General features: G+C 74.4%; 19 protein-coding genes. 10 read left to right on the forward strand and 9 right to left on the reverse strand.

Translation table 11 applies throughout. The features are described 5' to 3' along the window. Positions 1-151: 151 nt before the first annotated feature. The 4 genes from eutC to PHK61_RS28995 form a co-directional block, all read right to left on the reverse strand. On the reverse strand, positions 152-880 hold the full coding sequence (eutC, locus tag PHK61_RS28980) for an ethanolamine ammonia-lyase subunit EutC (RefSeq protein WP_274284504.1): 729 nt from the start codon (positions 878-880) through the stop codon (positions 152-154). Next, on the reverse strand, positions 877-2,250 hold the full coding sequence (locus tag PHK61_RS28985; RefSeq protein WP_274284505.1) for an ethanolamine ammonia-lyase subunit EutB: 1,374 nt from the start codon (positions 2,248-2,250) through the stop codon (positions 877-879). Before PHK61_RS28985 ends, eutC begins: the two co-directional genes overlap by 4 nt. Beyond that, complete coding sequence (eat, locus tag PHK61_RS28990) at positions 2,247-3,677, reverse strand: ethanolamine permease (protein WP_274284506.1); 1,431 nt, start codon at positions 3,675-3,677, stop codon at positions 2,247-2,249. Before eat ends, PHK61_RS28985 begins: the two co-directional genes overlap by 4 nt. Positions 3,678-3,769: 92 nt before the next feature. Further along, positions 3,770-5,086 (reverse strand): MFS transporter, encoded by a 1,317-nt coding sequence (locus PHK61_RS28995; protein ID WP_274284507.1) that lies wholly within the window; start codon positions 5,084-5,086, stop codon positions 3,770-3,772. Between the two features lie 120 nt (positions 5,087-5,206). Between PHK61_RS28995 and PHK61_RS29000 the strand changes: the two genes are divergently transcribed. Beyond that, positions 5,207-6,058, forward strand: a complete 852-nt coding sequence (locus PHK61_RS29000; protein WP_274284508.1) for a PaaX family transcriptional regulator — start codon at positions 5,207-5,209, stop codon at positions 6,056-6,058. Positions 6,059-6,099: 41 nt separating this feature from the next. On the opposite strand, the gene PHK61_RS29005 is transcribed toward PHK61_RS29000, so the two are convergent. Next, a complete protein-coding gene (locus tag PHK61_RS29005; RefSeq protein WP_274284509.1) occupies positions 6,100-6,543 on the reverse strand; it encodes a MarR family winged helix-turn-helix transcriptional regulator in 444 nt (147 codons plus the stop codon). 190 nt (positions 6,544-6,733) lie between these two features. Here PHK61_RS29005 and PHK61_RS29010 point away from each other — a divergent pair, with 190 nt between their 5' ends. From PHK61_RS29010 to PHK61_RS29035, 6 genes are all read left to right on the forward strand, one after another. After that, a complete protein-coding gene (locus PHK61_RS29010; RefSeq protein WP_274284510.1) occupies positions 6,734-7,546 on the forward strand; it encodes a crotonase/enoyl-CoA hydratase family protein in 813 nt (270 codons plus the stop codon). Continuing rightward, positions 7,546-9,468, forward strand: a complete 1,923-nt coding sequence (locus tag PHK61_RS29015) for an acetoacetate--CoA ligase (protein WP_274284511.1) — start codon at positions 7,546-7,548, stop codon at positions 9,466-9,468. The genes PHK61_RS29010 and PHK61_RS29015 overlap by 1 nt, the downstream gene beginning before the upstream one ends. After that, the gene (locus PHK61_RS29020; protein WP_274284512.1) at positions 9,465-10,328 is read left to right on the forward strand and encodes a 3-hydroxyacyl-CoA dehydrogenase NAD-binding domain-containing protein; all 864 of its coding nucleotides are present in this window, start codon (positions 9,465-9,467) and stop codon (positions 10,326-10,328) included. The genes PHK61_RS29015 and PHK61_RS29020 overlap by 4 nt, the downstream gene beginning before the upstream one ends. Further along, complete coding sequence (couO, locus tag PHK61_RS29025; RefSeq protein WP_274284513.1) at positions 10,328-11,191, forward strand: 4-hydroxyphenyl-beta-ketoacyl-CoA hydrolase; 864 nt, start codon at positions 10,328-10,330, stop codon at positions 11,189-11,191. Before PHK61_RS29020 ends, couO begins: the two co-directional genes overlap by 1 nt. Positions 11,192-11,252: 61 nt before the next feature. Next, positions 11,253-11,981, forward strand: coding sequence for an oxygen-binding di-iron domain-containing protein (locus tag PHK61_RS29030; protein ID WP_274284514.1), 729 nt, complete (start codon positions 11,253-11,255; stop codon positions 11,979-11,981). 72 nt (positions 11,982-12,053) lie between these two features. Beyond that, positions 12,054-12,461: a DoxX family protein gene (locus PHK61_RS29035; protein ID WP_274284515.1), complete on the forward strand. Its 408-nt coding sequence runs from the start codon at positions 12,054-12,056 to the stop codon at positions 12,459-12,461. Here the strand turns inward: PHK61_RS29035 and hisS are convergent, their stop codons facing one another. Next, complete coding sequence (gene hisS / locus PHK61_RS29040; RefSeq protein WP_274284516.1) at positions 12,462-13,736, reverse strand: histidine--tRNA ligase; 1,275 nt, start codon at positions 13,734-13,736, stop codon at positions 12,462-12,464. Next, positions 13,733-14,425 carry an MBL fold metallo-hydrolase gene (locus PHK61_RS29045; protein ID WP_274284517.1) on the reverse strand — a complete coding sequence of 231 codons (693 nt, stop codon included), beginning with the start codon at positions 14,423-14,425 and terminating at the stop codon, positions 13,733-13,735. The genes hisS and PHK61_RS29045 overlap by 4 nt, the downstream gene beginning before the upstream one ends. Positions 14,426-14,516: 91 nt before the next feature. On the opposite strand from PHK61_RS29045, the gene PHK61_RS29050 reads away from it, so the two are divergent. The 3 genes from PHK61_RS29050 (at position 14,517) to PHK61_RS29060 (ending at position 16,677) form a co-directional block, all read left to right on the forward strand. Then, positions 14,517-15,332 (forward strand): peptidylprolyl isomerase, encoded by an 816-nt coding sequence (locus tag PHK61_RS29050; protein ID WP_274284518.1) that lies wholly within the window; start codon positions 14,517-14,519, stop codon positions 15,330-15,332. A gap of 85 nt (positions 15,333-15,417) precedes the next feature. After that, positions 15,418-16,254, forward strand: a complete 837-nt coding sequence (locus PHK61_RS29055; RefSeq protein ID WP_274284519.1) for an alpha/beta fold hydrolase — start codon at positions 15,418-15,420, stop codon at positions 16,252-16,254. Between the two features lie 9 nt (positions 16,255-16,263). Continuing rightward, positions 16,264-16,677, forward strand: a complete 414-nt coding sequence (locus tag PHK61_RS29060) for a nuclear transport factor 2 family protein (RefSeq protein ID WP_274284520.1) — start codon at positions 16,264-16,266, stop codon at positions 16,675-16,677. Here PHK61_RS29060 and PHK61_RS29065 read toward each other — a convergent pair. Beyond that, positions 16,674-18,185, reverse strand: a complete 1,512-nt coding sequence (locus PHK61_RS29065; protein ID WP_274284521.1) for a glutamate synthase subunit beta — start codon at positions 18,183-18,185, stop codon at positions 16,674-16,676. The genes PHK61_RS29060 and PHK61_RS29065 overlap by 4 nt on opposite strands. Further along, on the reverse strand, positions 18,178-22,764 hold the full coding sequence (gltB, locus tag PHK61_RS29070) for a glutamate synthase large subunit (RefSeq protein WP_274284522.1): 4,587 nt from the start codon (positions 22,762-22,764) through the stop codon (positions 18,178-18,180). The genes PHK61_RS29065 and gltB overlap by 8 nt, the downstream gene beginning before the upstream one ends. Positions 22,765-22,859: the final 95 nt, after the last annotated feature.

Below are 22,859 nucleotides of genomic sequence, written 5' to 3' on the forward strand. Positions count from 1 at the left end.
TGGTGTGACGTGGTCGCCATCGGCCACCACGCACCGGTAACGAAGCGGACACGGAAGAGTGACGAAATCATTCGTCCGAATGGTTGCTCAAGATCAGCTGATAGCAGGCCGACGAACGCCCGGAGGGCGTACCCGAGCAGGAGGCAGGGATTCAGCCGGCGGCGGGCGGCAGGGCCGCGCCGGTGTCCTTGAGCTCGACGCCCGAGAGCTGCCGGCGGAAGGACTCCGTCAGCAGGGCCGCGAGCACCTCGGCCGCGGCCTCGTAGGTCAGCCCGTCGGGCGGGCGGATGTTCGACACGCAGTTGCGCTCGGAGTCGACACGTCCCGGCCGAGGCCCGAAGGTCAGGTAGGCGCCCAGCGAGTCGGGCGCCGACATCCCGGGCCGCTCGCCGATGAGCACGAGCACCATCGACGCCCCGAGCGCCGCGGCGATCTCGTCGCCCAGCGCCACGCGGGCCTGTTCGGCGACCACGACCGGCGCCACCGACCATCCGTCCAGCCGCGGCAGGAGCGCCTCGACGACGCCCGCGGCGTGCTCGTGCACCGCGGTCGCCGACAGGCCGTCGGCCACCACCACGGCCAGGTCGTACGAACCGGGCTCCAGGCCGTGGTCGTCGGCGAGGCGCCGACCGAGGTCGGGGCGCTGCAGGTACTCGGTGCGGTCGGCGACCTGCGAGCGCACCACCGGCCCGGCCCGCTCGCCCAACGCGGCGAGCACCGCGTCGGCGTCGAGCGGTGTGTGGACGGCGTCGCGGGCCTGCGCGTGGGCCGCGGCCAGGCGGAGGTTCTCGGCGGTCGACAGGCCGTCACCCGCCCGACCCAGACCCACCCGCGCGCGGGTGGCGGCGCGCAGGGTCTCCCAGGGGTCGGTCGTGGTCATGCCATCAGCGCCCGGATCGGCTCCGGCACGAGCTGCGGGACCCGCCCGGCGTCGTCGAGCAGCCCGACCGAGCCCAGCCACGCCTCGAACTCGGGCGCGGGGCGCAGGCCCAGCGTCTGCCGGACCTGCAGCACGTCCTGGAACGACAGCGACTGGTAGTTGAGCATGATGTCGTCGCCGCCCGGCACGGTGATCACGAACGCGCACCCCGCCGCGCCGAGGGTGAGAAGCAGGGTGTCGGTGTCGTCGGCGTCGGCCTCGGCGTGGTTCGTGTAGCAGACGTCGACGCCCATCGGCACGCCGAGCAGCTTGCCGCACAGGTGGTCCTCGAGCCCCGCGCGCAGGATCTGCTTGCCGTCGTAGAGGTACTCGGGCCCGATGAAGCCGACGACCGTGTTGACCAGCAGCGGGTCGAACGCCCGGGACACCGCGTAGGCCCGGGCTTCCAGGGTCTGCTCGTCGACGCCGTGGTGGGCGTCCGCCGACAGCGCCGAGCCCTGGCCGGTCTCGAAGTAGGTGACGTTCGAGCCCACCGTCCCCCGCCGCAGCTCGGACGCGGCGGAGTGCGCCTCGCGCAGCTGGTCGAGCGTCACCCCGAAGCCCCGGTTGGCGGCCTGCGTGCCGGCCACCGACTGGAACACGAGATCCACCGGCGCCCCCTGCTCGAGCAGCTCGAGCGTCGTCGTCACGTGGGTGAGCACGCACGACTGGATCGGGGCGTCGAGGCGCCGGCGCGCGTCGTCGACGAGCTCGAGCAGCGCGAGCACCGTCGAGGGCCGGTCGGTGGCCGGGTTGATGCCGACCACCGCGTCGCCCGCGCCGTGCAGCAGCCCGTCGACGAGCGAGGCGGTGATGCCGACGGCGTCGTCGGTCGGGTGGTTGGGCTGCAGGCGGGTCGCGAGCCGACCCTCGAGCCCGATCGTCGTGCGCAGACCCGTCACGACGCGGGTCTTGCGCGCGACCGCGACGAGGTCGCCGACGCGCATGAGCTTGCTGGCCGCCGCGACCATCTCCGGCGTCAGGCCCGGGGCGAGCGCGGACAGCGTGGCGGTGTCCGCCTCCCACGAGAGCAACCAGTCGCGGAAGCCGCCGACGGTCAGCGAGCGCACCGGGGCGAACGCGTCGGCGTCGTGCGAATCCATGATCAGCCGGGTGACGTCGTCGTCCTCGTAGGGCACGACGGCCTCGTCGAGGAAGTGCGCGAGCGGGAGGTCGGCGAGCACCGTCTGGGCGGCCACCCGCTCGGCCGCCGACGCCGCCGCGACGCCGGCGAGCACGTCGCCGGAACGCAGCGGCGTGGCCCTGGCGAGCAGTTCGCGCAGGTCGCCGAAGGTGTACGAGTGCCCGCCCAGCGTCGTCGTCCAGCTCATTCGAGCTCCTCCTCGGCCTGCGCGAGCGCGGCGAACTCCTCGTCGGGCGCCGCCGCGACCAGGTGGTGCCGCGAGTAGAACCCGAACCACGCCATGAGTACCGCGAACGCCCCGAGCGCGCACAGGGCCGCGACGACGTCGACGAGGAACGTCGCCACCACCGCGGCGAGGGCCAGCACGAGCGCGACGCCGGTGGTGACCCGCCCGCCGGGCGTGCGGTACGGCCGCGGCAGGTCGGGGTGGCGGGCCCGCAGCACCTGGTGGGCGACCATCATGAGGACGTAGGACAGGGTCGCGCCGAAGACGGCGAGGTTGATCAGGATGTCGCCGTTGCCGGTCGCCGCGAGCACGAAGCCGATCACCGCGGGCACGATCAGCGCGAGGGTCGGGGCCTTGCGGCTGTTGGTCCTCGACAGCACGCGGGGCAGGTAGCCCGCGCGGGAGAGCGCGAACGTCTGCCGGGAGTAGGCGTAGATGATCGAGAAGAAGCTCGCGATGAGCCCGAGCAGGCCGATGTAGTTGACGGTCGTCGAGAGCCACGACGGCCCGCCGAGCCCGACCTCGAGGGCGCTGACCAGCGGGTTCTCGCTCTCGGAGAGCCCCTGCGAGCCCTGGGCGCCGGGGGCGAGCAGCAGGACGGCCGTCGCGGAGACGACGAGCACCGCCATCGCGACGATGATGCCGCGCGGCACGGCGCGCACCGGGTCGCGGGCCTCCTCGGCGGCCAGCGGGACCCCCTCGACGGCGAGGAAGAACCAGATCGCGAACGGGAAGCTCGCCCACACCCCGACCAGCCCGAACGGCAGGAACGGGGACGAACCGGCCGCGTCGGTGGGCACGATGTCGAAGAGGTTCGCGGCGTCGAACGACATGATGCCGCCGACCGCGAAGAGCACGAGGCCGACCACGGCGATCGCGGCGATGACGAAGCAGGCCTTGAGCGCCTCGCCGACCCCGAGCAGGTGGATGCCGACGAAGATCACGTAGCAGGCGAGGTACACCCACCACCCGTCGGTGATCCCGAACAGGCCCAGCGACTCCACGTAGCCGCCGATGAACGTGGCGATCGCCGCCGGGGCGACGGCGTACTCGAGGAGGATCGCCGCGCCCGTCGCGAAGCCGCCCCAGGGACCCATGGCCACGCGCGCGAACGTGTACCCGCCGCCCGCGGCCGGCAGCGCCGAGGACATCTCGGCGAGACCCAGCACCATGCACGTGTACATGACGGCCATGAGCACGGCGGCCACGGCGAGGCCGCCCCACCCACCCTGCGCGAGCCCGAAGTGCCAGCCGGCGTAGTCGCCGGAGATCACGTACGCGACGCCCAGCCCGGCCAGGAGCACCCAGCTCGCCGAGCCGGCCTTGAGCTGCCGCGCCGCCAGGTAGTCGTGCCCGGCACTGCGCGTGGAATCAACCTGCTCCGCCATCCGCGTCCCCTTCCGCTCGTGCCCGGACGCACAGCGTGAAGCAGGTGTGAAGTCCGTGGGTGACGGATGGGTTGCGATCGCCCACCTGCGCCTCAGGCGACGCGCGTGCGGCCCGTCTCCGTGACGTGGGCGTCGTCGTCGAGGCCGCGGCGGCTGGTCTCGCCGGTCGCCAGGATGCAGCCCACGGTCAGCAGGCAGCAGGCGGCGATCACGACCGACACCAGCAGCGGGCTGCCCGTGCCCTGCAGCACGCTCGCGAACACCACCGGGCCGAGGCCCGCCCCGATGCCGGCGATCTGGTAGCCGAGCGAGGCGCCGGTGTAGCGGGCGCGGGTGGAGAACAGCTCGGTGTAGAGCGCGGCGAGCGGCCCATACATCGCGGCGTGGACGATGCCCTGGCCGACGACCACCGCGAGGACGAGCAGCGCCGTGGACCCGGAGTCGACCAGCGGGAAGAGCAGGAACGCCCAGACGGTCATGGCCAGCGCGCCGACGAGCACCACGGGACGCCGGCCGACGCGGTCGGAGAGCGCGGCGAACCCGATGATGCCGACGATGGCGGCCACCGAGGAGACGGTCAGCGCGTTGAGCACGGTCTGGCGGGCGAAGCCGGCCTGCACGGCGTAGGCGATGACGAACGTCGTCAGCACGCCCTGGGCCACGAAGGCACCGAAGCCGATGCCGATCGAGAGCACGAGGTTGCGCGGGTGGCGGCGCAGCACCTCGAGCAGGGGCGGCGTGGAGGGGCCCTGGGACCGGGCGAAGACCGGCGTCTCCTCGACCCGTGCGCGGACGAACAGGCCGACCGCGAGGAGCACGGCGCTGAGCAGGAACGGGATGCGCCAGCCCCAGGTGAGGAAGCCGTCCTCGCCCGCGATCGCGGCGGCCCCGGCCAGCGCCGCGGTGGAGAGCACCATGCCGCTCGGGGCGCCGGCGTTGGTGAAGCTCGCCCAGAGGCCGCGGCGCGAGGTCGCGTGCTCGGCGGACATCAGCACCGCGCCGCCCCACTCGCCGCCGACCGCGACGCCCTGGAGCACCCGCAGCAGGATCAGCAGCACCGGCGCCCACACGCCGATCTGCGCGTAGGTCGGCAGCACGCCGATGAGCACACTGACCACGCCCATCAGGGTCATCGTCACGACGAGCATCTTCTTGCGCCCGACGCGGTCGCCGAAGTGCCCGAACAGCACGCCGCCCAGGGGACGCGCGAGGTAGCCGGTGGCGAGCGTCCCGAAGCTCGCGACCGTGCCCACCAGCGGGTCGAGCGTGGAGAAGAAGACCTTGGCGAACACGACGGCCGAGGCCGTCGCGTAGAGCAGGAAGTCGTAGTACTCGATGACGCTGCCCAGGTAGCTGGACAGCACCGCCCGGCGGAGCTGGGTCCGCGAGCGCGCGTCGGCCTCGGCCACGCCGCACCTCCCGCTCGGTCTCGTGTGTGGTCGCGGTCACGGATGTCCGAGCCAATGTAGGCAGGCACGCGACGGGCGTCAACGATGTGCCCAACATCGTCACGACGCTAGGCTCCCGCCGTGTCCGAGGCCGACACCGACGCCGAGGTCGACGCACCCCGGCCCCAGGCGATCCTGCTGACCTTCCTCGGCGGCTACCTGCTCGGGCGCGGGGTGCACGTCGCGACGAGCAGCCTCGTCGACGTGCTCGGTCGCGCCGGGGTGTCCGAGCACGCGACCCGCTCGACGGTCAGCCGGATGGCCCGCCGCGAGCAGCTGCACCGCGTGCGGCGGGGCCGCCAGGTCTACGTGGGGCCGACGCCGGCGACGCGCGAGGTCCTGCGCGACGGCGAGGCGCGGATCTGGCGCACCGACGTCGTCAACACCCGGTGGGACGGCTCGTGGACGCTGCTGTCGTTCTCGCTGCCCGACGCGTGGGCCCGCGAGCGGCACCTGCTGCGGGCGCGCCTGTCGTGGGCGGGGTTCGCGCCGCTGCAGGGCGGGCTGTGGATCGCGCCGGGCGACGTCGACGTGGCCGCGCTCGCCGAGGGCCTGGGTCTCGACGGGCGCCTGCGCGCGTTCAGCGCCCGCGCGCTGGCCCCGACCGACGTCGACGCCCTCGTCCGCGACGCCTGGGACCTCCCGGCCGTCGCCGCCCGGTACACGGCGTTCCGGGCGCGCTGGAGCGAGCCCGCGACGCGGCCCCCGCTGCCCGACCCGCTCGCGGCGCAGCTCGTGCTCCAGACCGACTGGCTCCAGGCGATCCGTCGCGACCCGCGCCTGCCGCGGCGCCACCTGCCCCCGGACTGGCCGGCCGAGCCCGCCCACGCCCTGTTCCGCGAGCTCTACACGACCTACGAGCGCGGTGCCCGCGCCGGCGCCGCGGCCCTCGACGTCATCCCCGACGAGGACGCGGCCGACCGGCGTCCGTGAGCGGACTTCGGGGCCATCGGCCCGGAGTCCGCCCACATCGGTCAGACCAGGTTCGTCCGGCAGTGGTTGAGCAGGGCACGCAGGGCGGCGCGCTCGTCGGGGTCGAGACCGGTGACCATGCGCTCCTCGACCTCCGCCGCGCCGGGGGCCACCTCGGCCAGCAGCGCGCGCCCCCGGTCGGAGAGCCCGATGAGGACACGGCGCCCGTGGGCCGGGTCCGGGGTGCGCGTGATCCAGTGGCCGCGCTCGAGCGCCGCGAGCAGGTCGCCCATCGCCTGCGGGCTGACGAACGCGTTGCGCGCCAGGTCCGCGCCCGTCTGCCCCTCGCGGCGCGCGAGGACGGTCAACGCGGTCCACTGCGGCACCGTGATGCCGGTGCTGCGCAGGAGGTCGTCGAGGCGGGCGCGGACCGCCAACTCGACCTGCTTGACCGCGTAGAGCAGCGACGGACCCTCGCCGGCCCGCTCCGGCCCCTGTGCCACCACCGTCGCCCCCTCGTCCACTTCCGCCGCCGCGGACCTGCCCCTAGTATCAAGGTTCCTGACAATGAAGGAGACCCCTGAGCGCGACGTCACGCCGTGCCGTCATCGTCCCGGGTCGGGCGACCCGCCCGGAACGGCGTCCGCGGGTCGCCGCCCACCGGGGGTACGCAGTTCCCGCCATGGAGGGAGTCCGTTGAGCGACCAGGCCGCGCGCAGCGCCGAGGACACCGTGTCCCCCCTGCTGCCCCCGTCACTGACCCTCCACCGCGACGGTCCGGTCGCGGTGCTGCGGCTCGCGCGCCCGGCCAAGCGCAACGCCCTCGACGACGCCACGGTGCTCGGCCTCGAGGCCTTCTTCTCCGCACCGCCGCCCGACGTGCGCGCCGTCGTCCTCGACGCCGAGGGCGACCACTTCAGCGCCGGCCTCGACCTCTCCGAGCTGGGCGCGACCGACGCCGTCGCCGGCGTCGAGCACTCCCGGTTCTGGCACCGGGTCTTCGCCCGCATGGAGCAGGGCCGGCTGCCCGTCGTCAGCGTGCTCAAGGGCGCGGTGGTCGGCGGCGGCCTGGAGCTGGCCGCCGCCACGCACGTCCGCGTCGCCGAGCCCAGCGCCTTCTACGCCCTGCCCGAGCCCTCCCGCGGGCTGTTCGTCGGCGGCGGCGGCTCGGTCCGGATCCCGCGGCTGATCGGCGTGCCCCGGATGACCGACATGATGCTCACCGGCCGGGTCCTCGACGCGCAGGAGGGCCAGCAGCTGGGCATCACGACCTACCTCACCGAGCCCGGCGGCGGCTTCGCCCAGGCCCTCGAGCTCGCCCACCGCATGGCCGACAACCCACCGGTCAGCACGTACGCCGTCCTCCAGGCGCTGCCGCGCATCGCCGCCGCGCGGGACGAGGACGGGTTCTTCATGGAGGCCCTCATGGCCGCGATCTCCTCCAGCAGCGCCGAGGCCCAGGAGCGCATGTCCGCGTTCCTCGCCGGCCGCGCGGGCAAGGTCCGCTGATGGGCGCGCCCCCCGCCGGCACCGTCACGGCCGCCTTCGTCGACTGGCTCGCCGCCGAGCGCGGCCTGCGGTTCGACGACTACGACGCCCTGCAGCGCTGGTCGGTCACCGACCTCGACGGCTTCTGGTCGGCGATCGCCGCGTTCTTCGCCGTGCCGTTCCACGACGCGCCCCGCGCGGTGCTGGAGGCCCGCGGGATGCCCGGGACCGTCTGGTTCCCGGGCGCGACGCTGAACTACGCGGAGCGGGCGGTCGAGGGACCGCCGGGGACGAGCGACGACGCGCCGGCGCTGCTGGCCTACTCGCAGACCCGCGACGAGCAGCACTGGAGCCGCGGCGAGCTCCGCGACGCCGTGGCCCGCGCCCGGGCGGGCCTGCAGCGGCTCGGCGTGGGGCGCGGCGACCGGGTCGTGGCCTACGCGCCGAACATCCCCGAGACCGTGATCGCGCACCTCGCCGTCGCGAGCCTCGGCGCGGTCTGGGCCTCGTGCGCGCCGGAGTTCGGCGCGCGCAGCGTCATCGACCGCTTCGCCCAGATCGAGCCGACGGTGCTGCTCGCGGTCGGCGGCTACGTCTACGGCGACAAGCCCATCGACCGCACCGCCGAGGTGGCCGCGCTGCGCGCCGCGCTCCCGTCGCTGCGCCACGTCGTCGGGATCCCGTACGGCCCGGGCGAGGTGCCCGACGCGCTGCCCTGGTCCGAGCTGGTCGGCACGCCCGCCGCGCCCGCCTACGACCCGGTGCCCTTCGACCACCCGCTCGTGGTCCTGTTCTCCTCGGGCACCACCGGCAGGCCGAAGGCGATCGTGCACGGCCACGGCGGGCTGACCGTCGAGCACCTCAAGAACCACGGCCTGGCCTGGGACGTCCGCCCCGGCGACCGGATGCTCTGGTTCTCGACGACCGCCTGGATGATGTGGAACGCGCTGGTCTCCGGGCTGCTGCACGGCGCGGCGCTGATCCTCGTCGACGGCAACCCGCTGCACCCCGACCTCGGCTGGCAGTGGCGGCTCGCGGCGGGGGCCCGCGCCACCCACTTCGGCTCCTCGCCCGGCTTCCTCATGGCCTGCCGGGCCGAGGGCCTGCACCCGGCGGCGGAGCAGGACCTCACGGCCCTGCGCCAGATCTGCGTGGCCGGCAGCCCGCTGCCCCCCGAGGGGTACCGCTGGGTGGCCGCGGAGTTCGGCCCCGAGGTCCTGCTGCTCGTCGGCAGCGGCGGCACCGACGTGTGCACGGGCATCGTGCAGGGCGGGCCGTGGCAGGAGGTCGTCGAGGGCGAGATCTCCGGTCGCGAGCTCGGGGTGGACACCGCCGCGTTCGACGAGGCCGGCAACGAGGTCGTCGGCGAGCTCGGCGAGCTGGTCATCCGCGCGCCGATGCCCTCGATGCCCCTGTTCTTCTGGGGCGACGAGGACGGCTCGCGGCTGCGCGCCGCCTACTTCGACCACTATCCCGGCGTCTGGCGCCACGGCGACTGGGTCCGGTTCTCCCCGTCGGGCTCGGTCGTCGTCACCGGGCGCTCGGACGCCACCCTCAACCGGGGCGGCGTCCGGCTCGGGACCGCCGAGTTCTACTCCGTGGTCGAGGAGATGCCCGAGATCGTCGACAGCCTCGTCGTGCACCTCGAGGACGCCGCCGGCGGACCGGGCGAGCTGCTGCTGTTCGTGGTCCCCGCGGCGGGCCAGGAGGTCGACGAGGCGCTCGTCGGGCGCATCCGCGCCGAGCTGCGCTCCGCGCTCTCGCCCCGCCACCTCCCCGACCGCATCCACGCGCTGCCGGCCGTGCCGCGCACCCGCACCGGCAAGAAGCTCGAGGTCCCGGCCAAGCGGATCCTGCTCGGCGCCGACCCGGACGCGGTCGCCTCGCGCGACTCGCTGGTCGACCCGAGCGCCCTCGACGCGATCGCGGACGTCGCGCGGTGACGCGGGTCGCCGTGGTCGGCACCGGGGTGATCGGCGAGAGCTGGGCCCGGCTGTTCCTCGCGCACGGGCACGACGTCGTCGCCACCGACCCGGCGCCGGGCGCGGCGGAGCGGCTCCCGGACGCGGTCACCTTCGTCGAGGATCCGGCGCAGGCCGCGGCCGACGCCGACTTCGTGCAGGAGAACGGCCCCGAGCGCCTCGAGGTCAAGCACGCGCTGCTCGCCGTGCTCGACGCCGCCGCCCGCCCCGACGTCGTCATCGCCAGCAGCTCGTCGGCGCTGCGCCCCACCGACCTCGCCCGCGGCGCCCCCGAGCACCCCGAGCGCGTGCTCGTCGGGCACCCGTTCAACCCGCCGCACCTGGTCCCGCTCGTCGAGGTCGTGCCCGGCGAGGCGACCTCGGAGGCCGCGGTCGGGGCGGCGATGGCCTTCTACGCCGGGGTCGGCCGCACGCCCCTGCGGCTGCGCGCCGAGCTCCCCGGCCACCTCGCCAACCGCCTGCAGGCCGCCCTGTGGCGCGAGGCGTACTCGCTGGTCGAGCGCGGGGTCGCCACCGTCGCCGACATCGACACGGCGATCACCGACGGCCCCGGCCTGCGCTGGGCAGGCGTCGGGCCGATCACCGGCCAGCACCTCTCCGGCGGCGCCGGCGGGCTCGCCCACGTCCTCGAGCACCTGCACCCCGGCACCGAGGCGCTGTGGGCCGACCTCGGAGCGCCGACGATGACCCCCGAGCTCGCGCAGCGTCTTGTCACCCAGGTCACCGAGGCCGTGGGCGACGCCGGCCCGGACGCCCTGCTCGCCCGCCGCGACGCGGTGATCCGCGCCGCACTGACCGCCCGATCGACGGAGGACCGCTGATGGACCTCGACACCCTCACCGCCATCGACGTCCACACCCACGTCGAGCAGGACGCCCACGGGTGCTTCGCGCTGACCGGCGAGCTGCTCGACGCGTCGGCGCAGTACTTCCGCAGCGACCAGGACCGCACGCCCACCGTCGAGGCGATCGCCGCGCACTACCGCGAGCGCGCCATGGCGGCGGTGGTGTTCACCGTCGACGCCCCGGCCGCGACCGGGCACCCGCCGCTGTCCAGCGAGGAGATCGTCGAGCGGGCCGCGGCGTTCCCCGACGTGCTCATCCCGTTCGGCTCGGTCGATCCGCACGGCGGCCGGGCGTCGGTGCAGCGCGCCCGCCGGCTCGTCGAGCGCGGGGCCCGGGGCTTCAAGTTCCACCCCACGCTGCAGGGCTTCGAGCCGAACGACCGGACCTGGTACCCGTTGTACGAGGCGATCGCCGAGGCCGGCGTCCCCGCCCTGTTCCACACCGGCCAGACCGGCATCGGCGCGGGGCTGCCCGGCGGCGCGGGCCTGAAGCTGCGCTACTCCGACCCGATGCTGCTCGACGACGTCGCCGCCGACTTCCCCGAGCTCACGATGATCTTCGCGCACCCCTCGGTGCCGTGGCAGGACGCGGCCATCTCGATCGCCGGCCACAAGGCCAACGTGTTCATCGACCTCTCGGGCTGGGCGCCGAAGTACTTCCCGCCCCAGCTGGTCCGGGCCGCGGCGCGCCAGCTGCGCGACAAGGTCCTGTTCGGCTCGGACTTCCCGGTGATCACGCCGGACCGCTGGCTGCGCGACTTCGCCGACCTGGACATCCCCGACGACGTGCGGCCGGGGATCCTCAAGGGAAACGCGGCGCAGGTGCTCGGCCTGGTCTGAGCGCCAATCGCCGGGGTGCCACCCCGATGTCGCGTGCCGCGACCGGCCGCACGCTGCGGGGATGGAAACCTCCGTGCACGAGATCGCCGACGGCATCTACCGCCTCTCGACCTGCGTGCCCGACATCGGCCCCGGCGGCTTCACCTTCAACCAGTACCTGATCGACGCCGACGAGCCGCTGCTCTTCCACACCGGTCCGCGCCGGATGTTCCCGCTCGTCGCCGACGCCGTCGGCCGGGTCCTCGACGTGGCCCGGCTGCGCTGGATCAGCTTCGGCCACGTCGAGGCCGACGAGTGCGGCGCGATGAACGAGTGGCTGACCGCGGCCCCCGACGCCCGGGTGACGTTCAACCGGCTCGGCTGCATGGTCTCGGTCGACGACCTCGCCGACCGGCCGCCCGTGCCCGTCGACGACGGCGACCGCCGCGACCTCGGCGGGCACGTCGTCCGCACGATCACCACGCCCCACGTGCCGCACGGCTGGGAGGCGCAGGTCCTGCACGACGAGACCACCGGCACGCTGCTCTGCGGGGACCTGTTCGCCCAGCTCGGCGACGGGCCGGCGCTCGTGCACGACACCGACCTCGTCGGGCCCGCGCTCGCGGCCGACGACCTGTTCGGGGCCACCGCGCTCACCGTCGGCACCGCTCCGGCGATCCGCGGTCTGGCCGCCCTCACGCCGCGCACCCTCGCCCTCATGCACGGACCCGCCCGCGCCGGCGACGGCGGCGCGGCCCTGGACGCCCTCGCCGACGCGTACGCCGCGCGTCTCGACCGGGCCCTGGCCTGAGACCGGCTCGTCACAACCCCGGGCTCCCGCGGGTCTCCACGTCGACGTCCCCACGCGACGAAGGAGCCGACGATGGACGCACGGACCCTGACCTACCGCACCTCCACCGCCGTCACCGCGGTCGTCCTGCTCTCCGGCGGGCTCGCCGACCTGCTCGGCGCCGAGTGGGCCGTCGCCGGGATCACGGCCCTCGGCTATCCCGCCTACCTGGCCACGATCCTCGGGGTGTGGAAGCTCCTCGGCACCGTGGCGATCACGGTCCCCCGGTTCCCGCGGCTCAAGGAGTGGGCCTACGCCGGGATCGTGTTCGACCTCAGCGGCGCCGCGGTCTCCCACCTGGCGTCCGGGAGCCCGCTGTTCCACCCGATCGTCACGACGACGCTGCTCGTGATCGCCGGCGTCTCCTGGGCCACCCGGCCGGTCTCGCGGCGACTCGCCGACCTGCCCACCGAGGAGCGCGTCGCCGTGCCGGCGTCCTGATCAGCCGTCCTGGAGCGCCCGGTCGACGGCGGCGGCCGCGCCGTCCAGGGCGATCGCGGCCTGGCTGCCGTCGGCGAGATCCTTGAGCTGGATCTCCCCGGCCTCGAGGTCGCGGTCGCCGAGCACGAGCGCGAAGCGCGCCCCCGAACGGTCGGCGGCCTTCATGGCGCCCTTGAGCCCGCGGTTGCCGTAGGCCAGGTCCGCGCGGATCCCCGCCCGGCGCAGGGCCCCGACGATCCCGACCAGCCGGTCCTTGGCGGCGTCGCCCAGGGGCACGCCGAAGACCTCGACCCGGCCGGCGGCGTCGTGCCCGGCCTCCTCGACGCGGCACGCGAGCAGGGTGCGGTCGACGCCCAGGCCGAAGCCGACCCCGGACAGCGCCTGCCCGCCGAGCTCGGCCATCAGCCCGTCGTAGCGCCCGCCGCCGCCGATGCCCGACTGCGAGCCCAGCCCGTCGTGCACGAACTCGAAGGTCGTCTTCGTGTAGTAGTCGAGCCCGCGCACCATCCACGGGTTCTCGACGTAGGCGACGCCGAGGTCGTCGAGGTGGCGCTTCACCGCGGCGTGGTGCGCGGCCGCCTCGTCGGAGAGGTGGTCGACCATGAGCGGCGCGCCGTCGAGCTGGGCGCGGACCTCGGGGCGCTTGTCGTCGAGCACGCGCAGCGGGTTGATGCGGGCGCGTTCGCGGGTGGCCTCGTCGAGGTCGAGCTTCTCGAGGAAGCGGGTCAGCTCGGTGCGGTACTGCGGGCGGGTCGTCGCGTCGCCCAGGCTGGTGATCTCCAGGCGGTAGCCGCGCAGGCCGAGCGCGCGGAAGCCCGCATCGGCGACGGCGAGGACCTCGGCGTCGAGGGCCGGGTCGTCGACGCCGATGGCCTCGACCCCGACCTGCTGCAGCTGCCGGAAGCGGCCGGCCTGGGGGCGCTCGTAGCGGAAGAACGGCCCGTCGTAGCGCAGCTTGACCGGCAGCCCGCCCTTGTCCAGGCCGTGCTCGATGACCGAGCGGACGACGCCGGCGGTGCCCTCGGGGCGCAGGGTCACCGAGCGGCCGCCGCGGTCGTCGAACGAGTACATCTCCTTGGAGACGACGTCGGTCGACTCGCCCACGCCGCGGGCGTAGAGCGCGGTGTCCTCGAAGACCGGCAGCTCGATGTGCGCGTAGCCGGCGCGGTCGGCCTCACGGATCAGGGTGTCGCGGACCGTCGTGAACTCCGGCCCGACGTACTCGGGGATGCCCTTGGGCGCGGCGAACCCGCCGGGCGGGACCGACGCGCTCACAGGTGACGCCCGGGCGCGCTCGTCAGACCCTGCACGAACGGGTTGGACGCGCGCTCCTGGCCGACGGTCGTCATCGGCCCGTGGCCGGGCAGGACGGCGGTGTCGTCGGACAGGGACAGGATCTTGTCGCGGAGCGACGCCATCATCTCCTCGGTGGAGCCGCCGGGCAGGTCGGTGCGCCCGATGCCGCCCTGGAAGAGCGTGTCGCCGGCCAGCAGGAACGGCTGGCCCTCCTCCGTCGCCGAGCGGAACACGACCGAACCGCGGGTGTGGCCCGGCGTGTGGTCGACGGTGAGCCGCAGCCCGGCCAGCTCGAGCTCGGCGCCGTCGGCGAGCACCTCGACCGTGCGGGGCTCGCGGAACTCCAGGCCCGGGTACATCGCGGCGATCTGCCGGCCCATCGGCCCGACCGAGCCGAGCGGGTCGGCGAGCATCCCCCGGTCCTCGGGGTGGATCCAGGCGGGGATGTCGTCGCCGTCGCACACCGGCGTCACCGACCACATGTGGTCGAGGTGCCCGTGGGTCAGCAGCACCGCGACCGGGGTCAGCCGGTGGCGCGCGAGGACCTCGCGCAGCCCCTCCTCGGCGTCCTGGCCGGGATCGACCACCACGGCGGACTCCCCGGGGCCCGGAGCGACCACGTAGCAGTTGGTCTGGAACACCCCGGCCGCGAAGGCCTCGACCAGCACGTCCTCGTCCTCCCTGAGCGGATCGGCGACCCGACCAGCCTAGTCGAGACCCTCACGAGGACCGGTCGGCGCGGTTCCTACGATGTCCGCCGTGCCGACGAACGAGCAGCGCCGGAAGGCCGCCAAGCGCAAGCTGGAACGCCAGATCGAGCGGCGGGCCGAGCGCTCCCGGCGCCGGCGACAGCGGTTGGCCGTGATCTCGGTGGTGGCGGTCGTCGCCGTCCTCGCCGTGGCCGCGGGGATCTACTTCGTCGTGACCGGGTCCGACGAGCCCGCCCCGCAGGCCGCGGCGCCCTCGACGTGCACGTACAACCCGTCCGAGCCGGCCGCCAAGCCGAACACCCCGCCCGACGGGAACCCCCCGACGACGGGCACCGTCGACGTCACCCTGGAGACCACCCAGGGCGCGATCCCGATGACGCTCGACCGCGCGTCCGCCCCCTGCGCGGTCAACGCCGTCGTCAGCCTCGCGTCGCAGGGCTTCTACGACGACACCCCGTGCCCGCGCCTCGTCACCAGCGCCGGCAGCCTGCAGGTGCTCCAGTGCGGCGACCCGACCGGCTCCGGCTCCGGCGGCCCGGGCTACCAGTACGCCGAGGAGCCGCCGCAGGGCCTGCCGCCCTTCCCCGGCGCCGAGGGCCAGGCGTCGACCTACGCGCGCGGCCTGATCGCGATGGCCAAGAGCTCCCAGCCCGGCTCCACCGGCAGCCAGTTCTTCCTGGTCTACGGCGACTCGGGGCTCCCGCCCGAGTACTCGGTGATCGGCCGGATCGGCGGCGGCGGGCTCGGGGTGCTCGACCGGATCGCGGCGGCCGGGGACGACGGCTCGAACCAGGCCGGCGGCGGGGCCCCGCGGACCCCGGTGCAGATCCAGCGCGCGGTCGTCGCCGCGCCGCCCGCTCCCTGACCGACACCGCGGTCGGCAGCGCAGCGGCAGCGCCCTGACAGCGGGCGGCGCCATCGTCGGGAGGCACCCGACGAGAGGAGCCCCCATGCCCACCTTCCCCGGTACCGCCGGCACCGTCTTCCACGACCGCTGGCTGCCGCAGACCCCGGTCCGCGGCGTCGTCGTCCTCCTGCACGGCCACGGCGAGCACCTCGGTCTCTACGACGCCCTCGCACGGCGGCTCGCGGCGCAGGGGCAGGCCGTGTACGCCCTCGACGCCGTCGGCCACGGGCGCAGCGCCGGCGAGCGGGCGCTCATCGCGTCGTGGGACCTGCTCGTCGACGACGCCCGGACGCTCGCGGGGATCGCCCGCGACGCCCACCCGCAGGTGCCGCTGACCCTGGTCGGGCACTCGGGAGGGGCGCTCGCAGCCACCCTGCTCGCGCTGCGCTCGCCCGGGCTCGCCGACGCCCTGGTGCTCTCCGGGGGGCCGCTGCGGTCGCAGGACTGGATCCACGAGTGGCTCGCGCTGGGCGAGCCGGAGCTCCCGGTCGAGGACCCCCGCGAGCTGCTGAGCACGCACCCGGAGTACGTCGACGCCCTGCTCCACGACCCGCTGACCCACCACGGCGGCTTCCGGAGCGAGACGCTGCAGGCGGTCGCGGACACGTGGCCCGAGGTCGCCGCCGGCCTCGCCGACGGGCGCCTCACCGTCCCGGTCCTGCTGGTGCACGGCGAGGCGGACCCGCTCGTGCCGGTCGAGCACGCCCACCTGACCGCGGGCGAGCTCGCCGACGCCCGGGTCGTGGTGTTCCCCGGCGACCTGCACGACGTCCTCAACGAACACGACCGCGAGGCCGTGCACGAGGTCGTCGCCGCGTTCGTCGGGGCGGTGCGGCCGGCTTCCGATTCGTCCAAGTCACCGGGCACGCCCGTCGCCTAGCGTCGGGCCATGACGACCGACACCATCGAACGGGAGCTCGTCGCCCTGCTGGACGACTGGGGCGCGGCCATCGTCTCCGACGACGCCGACCGCATGGCCGCGTTCATGGACGACGACTGGGCCATCGTCTCGTGGACGGGGATCACGTCCCGGGACGACTTCCTCGCCGTCGTCCGCTCCGGCGCGCTCGGGCACACGCGGATGGAGGCGGTCGGCGAGCGCCGGGTGCGGGTGCACGGCGACGTCGCCTACCTCAGCGTGCGGGTCCTGAGCACCGCGCAGTACGGCGGCGCCGACATCCCCGCCGACGAGTGGACCACCGACATCTTCGTCCGCTCGCCCGTCGACGGGCGCTGGCGCTGCACGCTGACCCACATCACGCCGGTGGGCGACCAGGTGGACCAGGTGGACCAGGGGGACTAGGCCGTGCTCAGGGGCAGCGCGCCGGGGTGCAGGGGCGCGGGGAGGTCGGTGGCGCCGTCGGGGTCGAGGTAGCGGTCGACCGCGGCGGCGGCCGAGCGGCCCTCGGCGATCGCCCAGACGATGAGCGACGCGCCGCGGTGGGCGTCGCCGCACACGAACACGCCCGGCGCGTCGGTCTGCCAGTCCGAGCCGCAGCCGATCGAGCCCGACGGGGTGCGCTCGAGCCCCAGCGCGGGCAGCAGCGCCATGTCGTCGGGGCCGGTGAAGCCGATCGAGAACAGCACGAGGTCGGCGGGCATCTCGTGGACCTCCTCGCTGGTCGGCACGACCTCGCGGCGCCCGTCGGCGTCGCGGCGGACCTCGACCGACGAGAGCTCGACCGACCGCACATGGCCCCGGTCGTCGCCGACGAAGCGGCGCACCGCGGTGGCGAACAGGCGCTCGCCGCCCTCCTCGAGCGCGGGCGGGGTGCGGAAGACGTAGGGCCAGGTCGGCCAGGGCGAGGTCGACTCCTGCCGGGTGCGCGGCGGCGGCGGATACTGGTCGAGCTGGTGCACGCCGATCGCGCCCTGGCGCGTCGCCGTGCCGTAGCAGTCCGCGCCGGTGTCCCCGCCGCCGATCACCACGACACTCCTGCCGCGGGCGTTGATCGGCGACGGCCCGTCGCCCTCGCACTCGCGGTTGGCCGGCACCAGGTAGTCCATCGCGAGGTGCACGCCGTCGAGGTCCCGCCCGGGGATGGTGCGGTCGTCCCGCCCGGCGAGCGCGCCGACGGCGAGCACCACGGCGTCGTGGTCGGCGCGCAGCCGCTCGACGGGCATCGCCGGTCCCCCGACCTCGCAGTCCACGACGAACCGGGTGCCCTCGGCGCGCATCTGCTCCAGGCGCCGGTCGACCTCCCACTTCTCGAACTTGAACTCGGGGATGCCGTAGCGCATCAGCCCACCGAGCCGGTCGTCGCGCTCGAAGACGGTGACGTCGTGCCCGGCGCGCGTGAGCTGCTGGGCCGCCGCGAGCCCGGCCGGCCCGGAGCCGACGACCGCGACGCGGCGCCCGGTGCGGTTCGACGGCGGCTGGGGCTCGACCAGCCCGTCGGCCCACCCGTTCTCGGCGATCGACCACTCGACCCGCTTGATCGCGACGGCCCCCGGTTGGCTGGTGATCGACAGGACGCACGCCGCCTCGCACGGCGCCGGGCACAGCGCGCCGGTGAATTCCGGGAAGTTGTTGGTGGCGTGCAGCCGCTCGGTGGCCCGGGCCCACTCGCCGCGCCGGACGTGGTCGTTCCACTCCGGGATGAGGTTGCCCAGCGGGCAGCCCGCCCCGCCGGAGTGGCAGAACGGGATGCCGCAGTCCATGCACCGGGCGGCCTGGATCCGGGTGCCCTCGCGCACCGCGGGGTCGGTCGGCGGGGCGTAGAGCTCGTGCCAGTCGGTGCGGCGCTCCTCGACCGGCCGCTTGGGGTTGTCCTGCCGCTCGTACTTCAGGAACCCGCGCGGGTCAGCCACCGGCCGCCACCTCCATGATCACCTCGTTGGGGTCGCGCCCCTCGGCCTGGGCGCGCTGGGTCGCGTCGAGCACGCGCTGGTAGTCGTCGGGCACGACCGTGGTGAACCGCGCGACGGCGCTGTCCCAGTCGGCGAGCAGCGCGGCCGCCCGCGGCGAGCCGGTCAGCTCGCGGTGGCGCTCGACGACGCCGTGCAGCCAGTCGGCGTCCTCCGGGCCGACCCCGCGCAGCGACACCATCTCCGGGTTCACCCGGATCTCGGGCAGGTCGAGCACGAACGCGATGCCCCCGGACATCCCGGCGCCCAGGTTGCGCCCGGTGGCGCCGAGCACGACGACCCGCCCGCCGGTCATGTACTCGCAAGCGTGGTCGCCGGTGCCCTCGACGACGGCCAGCGCTCCGGAGTTGCGCACGCAGAAGCGCTCGCCGGCCTGGCCCCGCAGGAACACCTCGCCGCCGGTGGCGCCGTAGGCGATGACGTTGCCGGCGATGACGTGCTGCTCGTCGGGGCCACCGGCGAACGGCGCGGCGGGGTCCGGGCGGGCGATCACCCGCCCGCCCGAGAGACCCTTGGCCAGGTAGTCGTTGGCGTCGCCGACCAGGTCCAGCGTCATGCCCGGGGGCAGGAAGGCGCCGAACGACTGGCCCGCCGACCCGTGGAGCTCCACGTGCAGGGAGTCGTCGGGCAGCCCGGCGGCGCCGTGCCGGCGGGTGATCTCGGCGCCGGTGAGCGTGCCGACCGTGCGGTTGACGTTGCGCACCGGCATCTCGAGGCGCACCGGGTCGCCGCCCGCGACCGCGCCCTCGGCGAGCTGGAGCAGCGTGCGGTCGAGGGCCTTGTCGAGCCCGTGGTCCTGGGGGCGGGTGCGGATAAGGGCCGTCGGCGCGCCCTCCGGGACGTCGGGCACAGCGAACAGCGGCGTCAGGTCGATGCCGCGGGCCTTCCAGTTCTCCACCGCCTCGCGGCCGTCGATCAGCTCGGCGTGCCCGATCGCCTCGTCGAGCGAGCGGAACCCCAGCTCGGCGAGGTGCTCGCGGACCTCCTCGGCGACGAACCAGAAGAAGTTCTCGACGAACTCCGGCCGCCCCGTGTAGCGCCTGCGCAGCTCCGGGTTCTGGGTGGCCACGCCGACCGGACAGGTGTCGAGGTGGCAGACCCGCATCATGATGCAGCCGTTGACCACCAGCGGCGCCGTGGAGAACCCGTACTCCTCCGCGCCGAGCAGGGCGCCGACGATGACGTCGCGGCCCGTCTTCATCTGGCCATCGACCTGCACGGTGATGCGGTCGCGCAGGCCGTTGAGCATGAGCGTCTGCTGGGTGTCGGCCAGCCCGATCTCCCACGGGCTGCCGGCGTGCTTCAGCGAGGTCAGCGGCGCCGCCCCGGTGCCGCCCTCGTAGCCCGAGATGAGCACGACGTCGCTGTGCGCCTTGGCGACCCCGGCGGCCACGGTGCCCACACCCACCGACGACACGAGCTTGACGTGGATGCGCGCGTGCTCGTTGGCGTTCTTGAGGTCGTGGATGAGCTGTTTGAGGTCCTCGATGGAGTAGATGTCGTGGTGCGGCGGCGGTGAGATCAGCCCGACGCCCGGGGTCGAGTGCCGGACCTCGGCGATCCACGGGTAGACCTTCTGGCCCGCCAGCTGGCCGCCCTCGCCGGGCTTGGCGCCCTGGGCCATCTTGATCTGGATGTCGGTGGCGTTCACGAGGTACTCGCTGGTCACGCCGAAGCGCCCGGACGCGACCTGCTTGATCGACGAGCGCTTCGTCGGGTCGTACAGGCGGACCGGGTCCTCGCCGCCCTCGCCGGTGTTCGACTTCCCGCCGATGTTGTTCATCGCGATCGCGAGGTCGGTGTGGGCCTCGGCCGAGATCGAGCCGTAGGACATCGCGCCGGTGGCGAAGCGCTTGACGATCTCGGTCGCCGGCTCGACCTCCTCGAGCGGTACGGGCGTGCGGTCATCGGTGCGCAGCCGGAACATGCCGCGCAGCGCGCCGCCCGACGCGATGAGCCGGTCGGCCTCCGCGGTGTACTGCTTGAACACGTCCCACTGCTTGGTGCGCGTCGAGTGCTGCAGCAGGAACACGGTCTCCGGGCTGAACAGGTGCAGCTCGCCCTCGCGCCGGTAGGCGTACTCGCCGCCGACCTCGAGCTTGCGGTGCTTGCGCTCCCCCGGGTTGTCCGGGTACGCGCGGCGGTGCCGCTCGGCGGTCTCGCGGGCGACCAGGTCGAGCCCGCCGCCGCCGAGCTTCGACGACGTGCCGGTGAAGAACTCGTCGACGAACTCCTGCGAGAGCCCGAGCGCCTCGAAGGCCTGCGCCGCGGTGTAGCCGGAGACCGTCGAGATGCCCATCTTCGACATGACCTTGCGGACGCCCTTGACCAGGGCGCCGACGTAGCGCCGGATCGCGTCGGGGCACTCGACACCCTGCAGCCAGCCGTTGTCGATCATGTCCTCGATCGACTCGAAGGCCAGGTACGGGTTGACCGCGGCGGCGCCGTAGCCCAGCAGCAGCGCGACGTGGTGGACCTCGCGCGCGTCGCCGGTCTCGGCGACCAGCGCGACCTGCGTGCGCTCCCGGGTCGCGACGAGGTGGTGGTGCACCGCCGAGACCAGCAGCAGCGCGGGGATCGGCGCCCGCGTCTCGTCGGAGTCGCGGTCGGAGAGCACGAGGATCCGCTTGCCCCCGGCGATCGCCGCCGACGCCTCGCGGCGGACCCGGTCGAGGGCCTCGCGCAGGGCCGCCTCGCCGCCGTCGACCTCGTACAGCCCGGAGATCACCGTCGCGGCGAAGCCGGGCATGTCGCCGTCGTCGTTGATGTGGATGAGCTTCGCGAGCTCGACGTTGTCGATCACCGGGTCGGGCAGGACGACCTGGCGGCACGAGGCGGGCCCGGGGTGGAACAGGTTCTGCTCGGGCCCGATCGCGCGGGCCATCGAGGTGACGAGCTCCTCGCGGATGGCGTCCAGCGGCGGGTTGGTGACCTGGGCGAACAGCTGGACGAAGTAGTCGTAGAGCAGGCGGGCGCGCCGTGAGAGCGCCGCGGTGGGGGTGTCGGTCCCCATCGAGCCCAGCGGCTCGGCGCCCGTGGTCGCCATCGGCGCGAGCAGGACGCGCTGCTCCTCCTCGGTGTAGCCGAAGGTCTGCTGGCGGCGCATCACCGACTCGTGGGTGTGCACGACGTGCTCGCGCGCGGGCAGCTCGTCGAGGCGGATCAGCCCGGCGTGCAGCCACTCGCCGTAGGGCTCGGCGGCGGCGAGCTCGCTCTTGTAGGCGTCGTCGTCGACGACCTCTCCGGCGCGCGTGTCCACCAGGAACATGCGCCCCGGGCGCAGCCGGCCCTTGGCCAGCACCTGGTCGGGCGGGATGTCGAGGACGCCCGACTCGCTGGCCAGCACCACCCGGTCGTCGGCGAGCTGCCACCAGCGGGCCGGGCGCAGGCCGTTGCGGTCGAGGGTGGCGCCGAGCAGGGTGCCGTCGGTGAACACCACGGCGGCCGGGCCGTCCCACGGCTCCATCAGGGTGGCGTGGAAGCGGTAGAAGTCGCGCTGGTCGGCCGGCATCTCGGCGTGGTTCTCCCACGCCTCCGGCATCATCATCATGACCGCGTGCGGCAGCGGGCGACCGCCGAGCTCGAGCAGCTCGAGCACCTCGTCGAAGCTGGCCGAGTCGGACACGCCCTCGGGGCACACCGGCATCGCGCGCTGCAGGTCGCCGGGGAACAGGTCGGTGCCGAGCAGGGCCTCGCGGGCGCGCATCCGGTTGCGGTTGCCGCGGATCGTGTTGATCTCGCCGTTGTGCGCCATGCACCGGTACGGGTGGGCCAGCGGCCAGCTCGGGAAGGTGTTGGTGGAGAACCGGCTGTGCACGATCGCGACGGCGCTGACCAGCCGGTCGTCGCGCAGGTCGGGGAAGAACACGGGCAGCTGGTCGGGGGTCAGCATGCCCTTGTAGGTCATCGTCCGGCTCGAGAGCGAGGCGAGGTAGACCCCGCAGCCCTCGTCCCGCGACGCCCGCTCCACCCGCTTGCGCAGGACCCACGCGAGACGGTCCAGCGCGATGCCGGCCACCGCGCGGTCGGGGGTCGCCACGACCAGCTGCGCGAAGTGCGGCATCGCCCCCCGGGCCACCGAGCCGACCTCGGCGCCGTCGGGGTCGACGGGGACCTCGCGCCACCCGAGGACGTCGAGCCCCTCCTCGGCGGCGAGGCGCTCGAGCAGCGAGGTCGCGGCCGCCCGCAGGCCGGGGTCGGCGGGCAGGAAGGCCAGCCCGGTGGCGTAGGCGAGCACCGGCGCGCCGCCGTCGGGCGAGGGCTGGGGCCCGGGGAGCGCGAAGTCGACGCTCGCGCGCAGCAGCGCGTCCGGGACCTGGACGAGGATCCCGGCGCCGTCACCGCTGGTGGGCTCGCTGCCGGCGGCGCCGCGGTGGTCGAGCCGGTGGAGCACGGTGAGGGCGTCGCGCACGATGCCGTGGCTCGCCTCGCCGCGGGCGTGGGCGACCGCGCCGACGCCACAGGCGTCGTGCTCGTGGGCGGGGTCGTAGAGCCCCTGGGGCCCCGGCGCAGCAGCGGACATGTCCGGCGCCTCCTCGTCGTCGCGCGGGCGGTGTGGTGTGAGGACCCGGGGACGACGGTGGCCCTGGTGGGGTGCGACGGGCGACCCCGCGGCCG

It is taken from the genome of Actinomycetospora lutea (assembly GCF_028737205.1).
In the GTDB taxonomy this organism is placed as follows: Bacteria; Actinomycetota; Actinomycetes; order Mycobacteriales; family Pseudonocardiaceae; genus Actinomycetospora; species Actinomycetospora lutea.

Excerpts from the sequence above, each read along its gene's own strand:
- eutC (WP_274284504.1), bottom strand. The coding sequence starts at position 880 with ATGACCACGACCGACCCCTGGGAGACCCTGCGCGCCGCCACCCGCGCG.
- PHK61_RS28985 (WP_274284505.1), bottom strand. The coding sequence starts at position 2,250 with ATGAGCTGGACGACGACGCTGGGCGGGCACTCGTACACCTTCGGCGAC.
- eat (WP_274284506.1), bottom strand. The coding sequence starts at position 3,677 with ATGGCGGAGCAGGTTGATTCCACGCGCAGTGCCGGGCACGACTACCTG.
- PHK61_RS29015 (WP_274284511.1), top strand. The coding sequence starts at position 7,546 with ATGGGCGCGCCCCCCGCCGGCACCGTCACGGCCGCCTTCGTCGACTGG.
- couO (WP_274284513.1), top strand. The coding sequence starts at position 10,328 with ATGGACCTCGACACCCTCACCGCCATCGACGTCCACACCCACGTCGAG.
- PHK61_RS29030 (WP_274284514.1), top strand. The coding sequence starts at position 11,253 with ATGGAAACCTCCGTGCACGAGATCGCCGACGGCATCTACCGCCTCTCG.
- PHK61_RS29035 (WP_274284515.1), top strand. The coding sequence starts at position 12,054 with ATGGACGCACGGACCCTGACCTACCGCACCTCCACCGCCGTCACCGCG.
- PHK61_RS29055 (WP_274284519.1), top strand. The coding sequence starts at position 15,418 with ATGCCCACCTTCCCCGGTACCGCCGGCACCGTCTTCCACGACCGCTGG.
- PHK61_RS29060 (WP_274284520.1), top strand. The coding sequence starts at position 16,264 with ATGACGACCGACACCATCGAACGGGAGCTCGTCGCCCTGCTGGACGAC.
- gltB (WP_274284522.1), bottom strand. The coding sequence starts at position 22,764 with ATGTCCGCTGCTGCGCCGGGGCCCCAGGGGCTCTACGACCCCGCCCAC.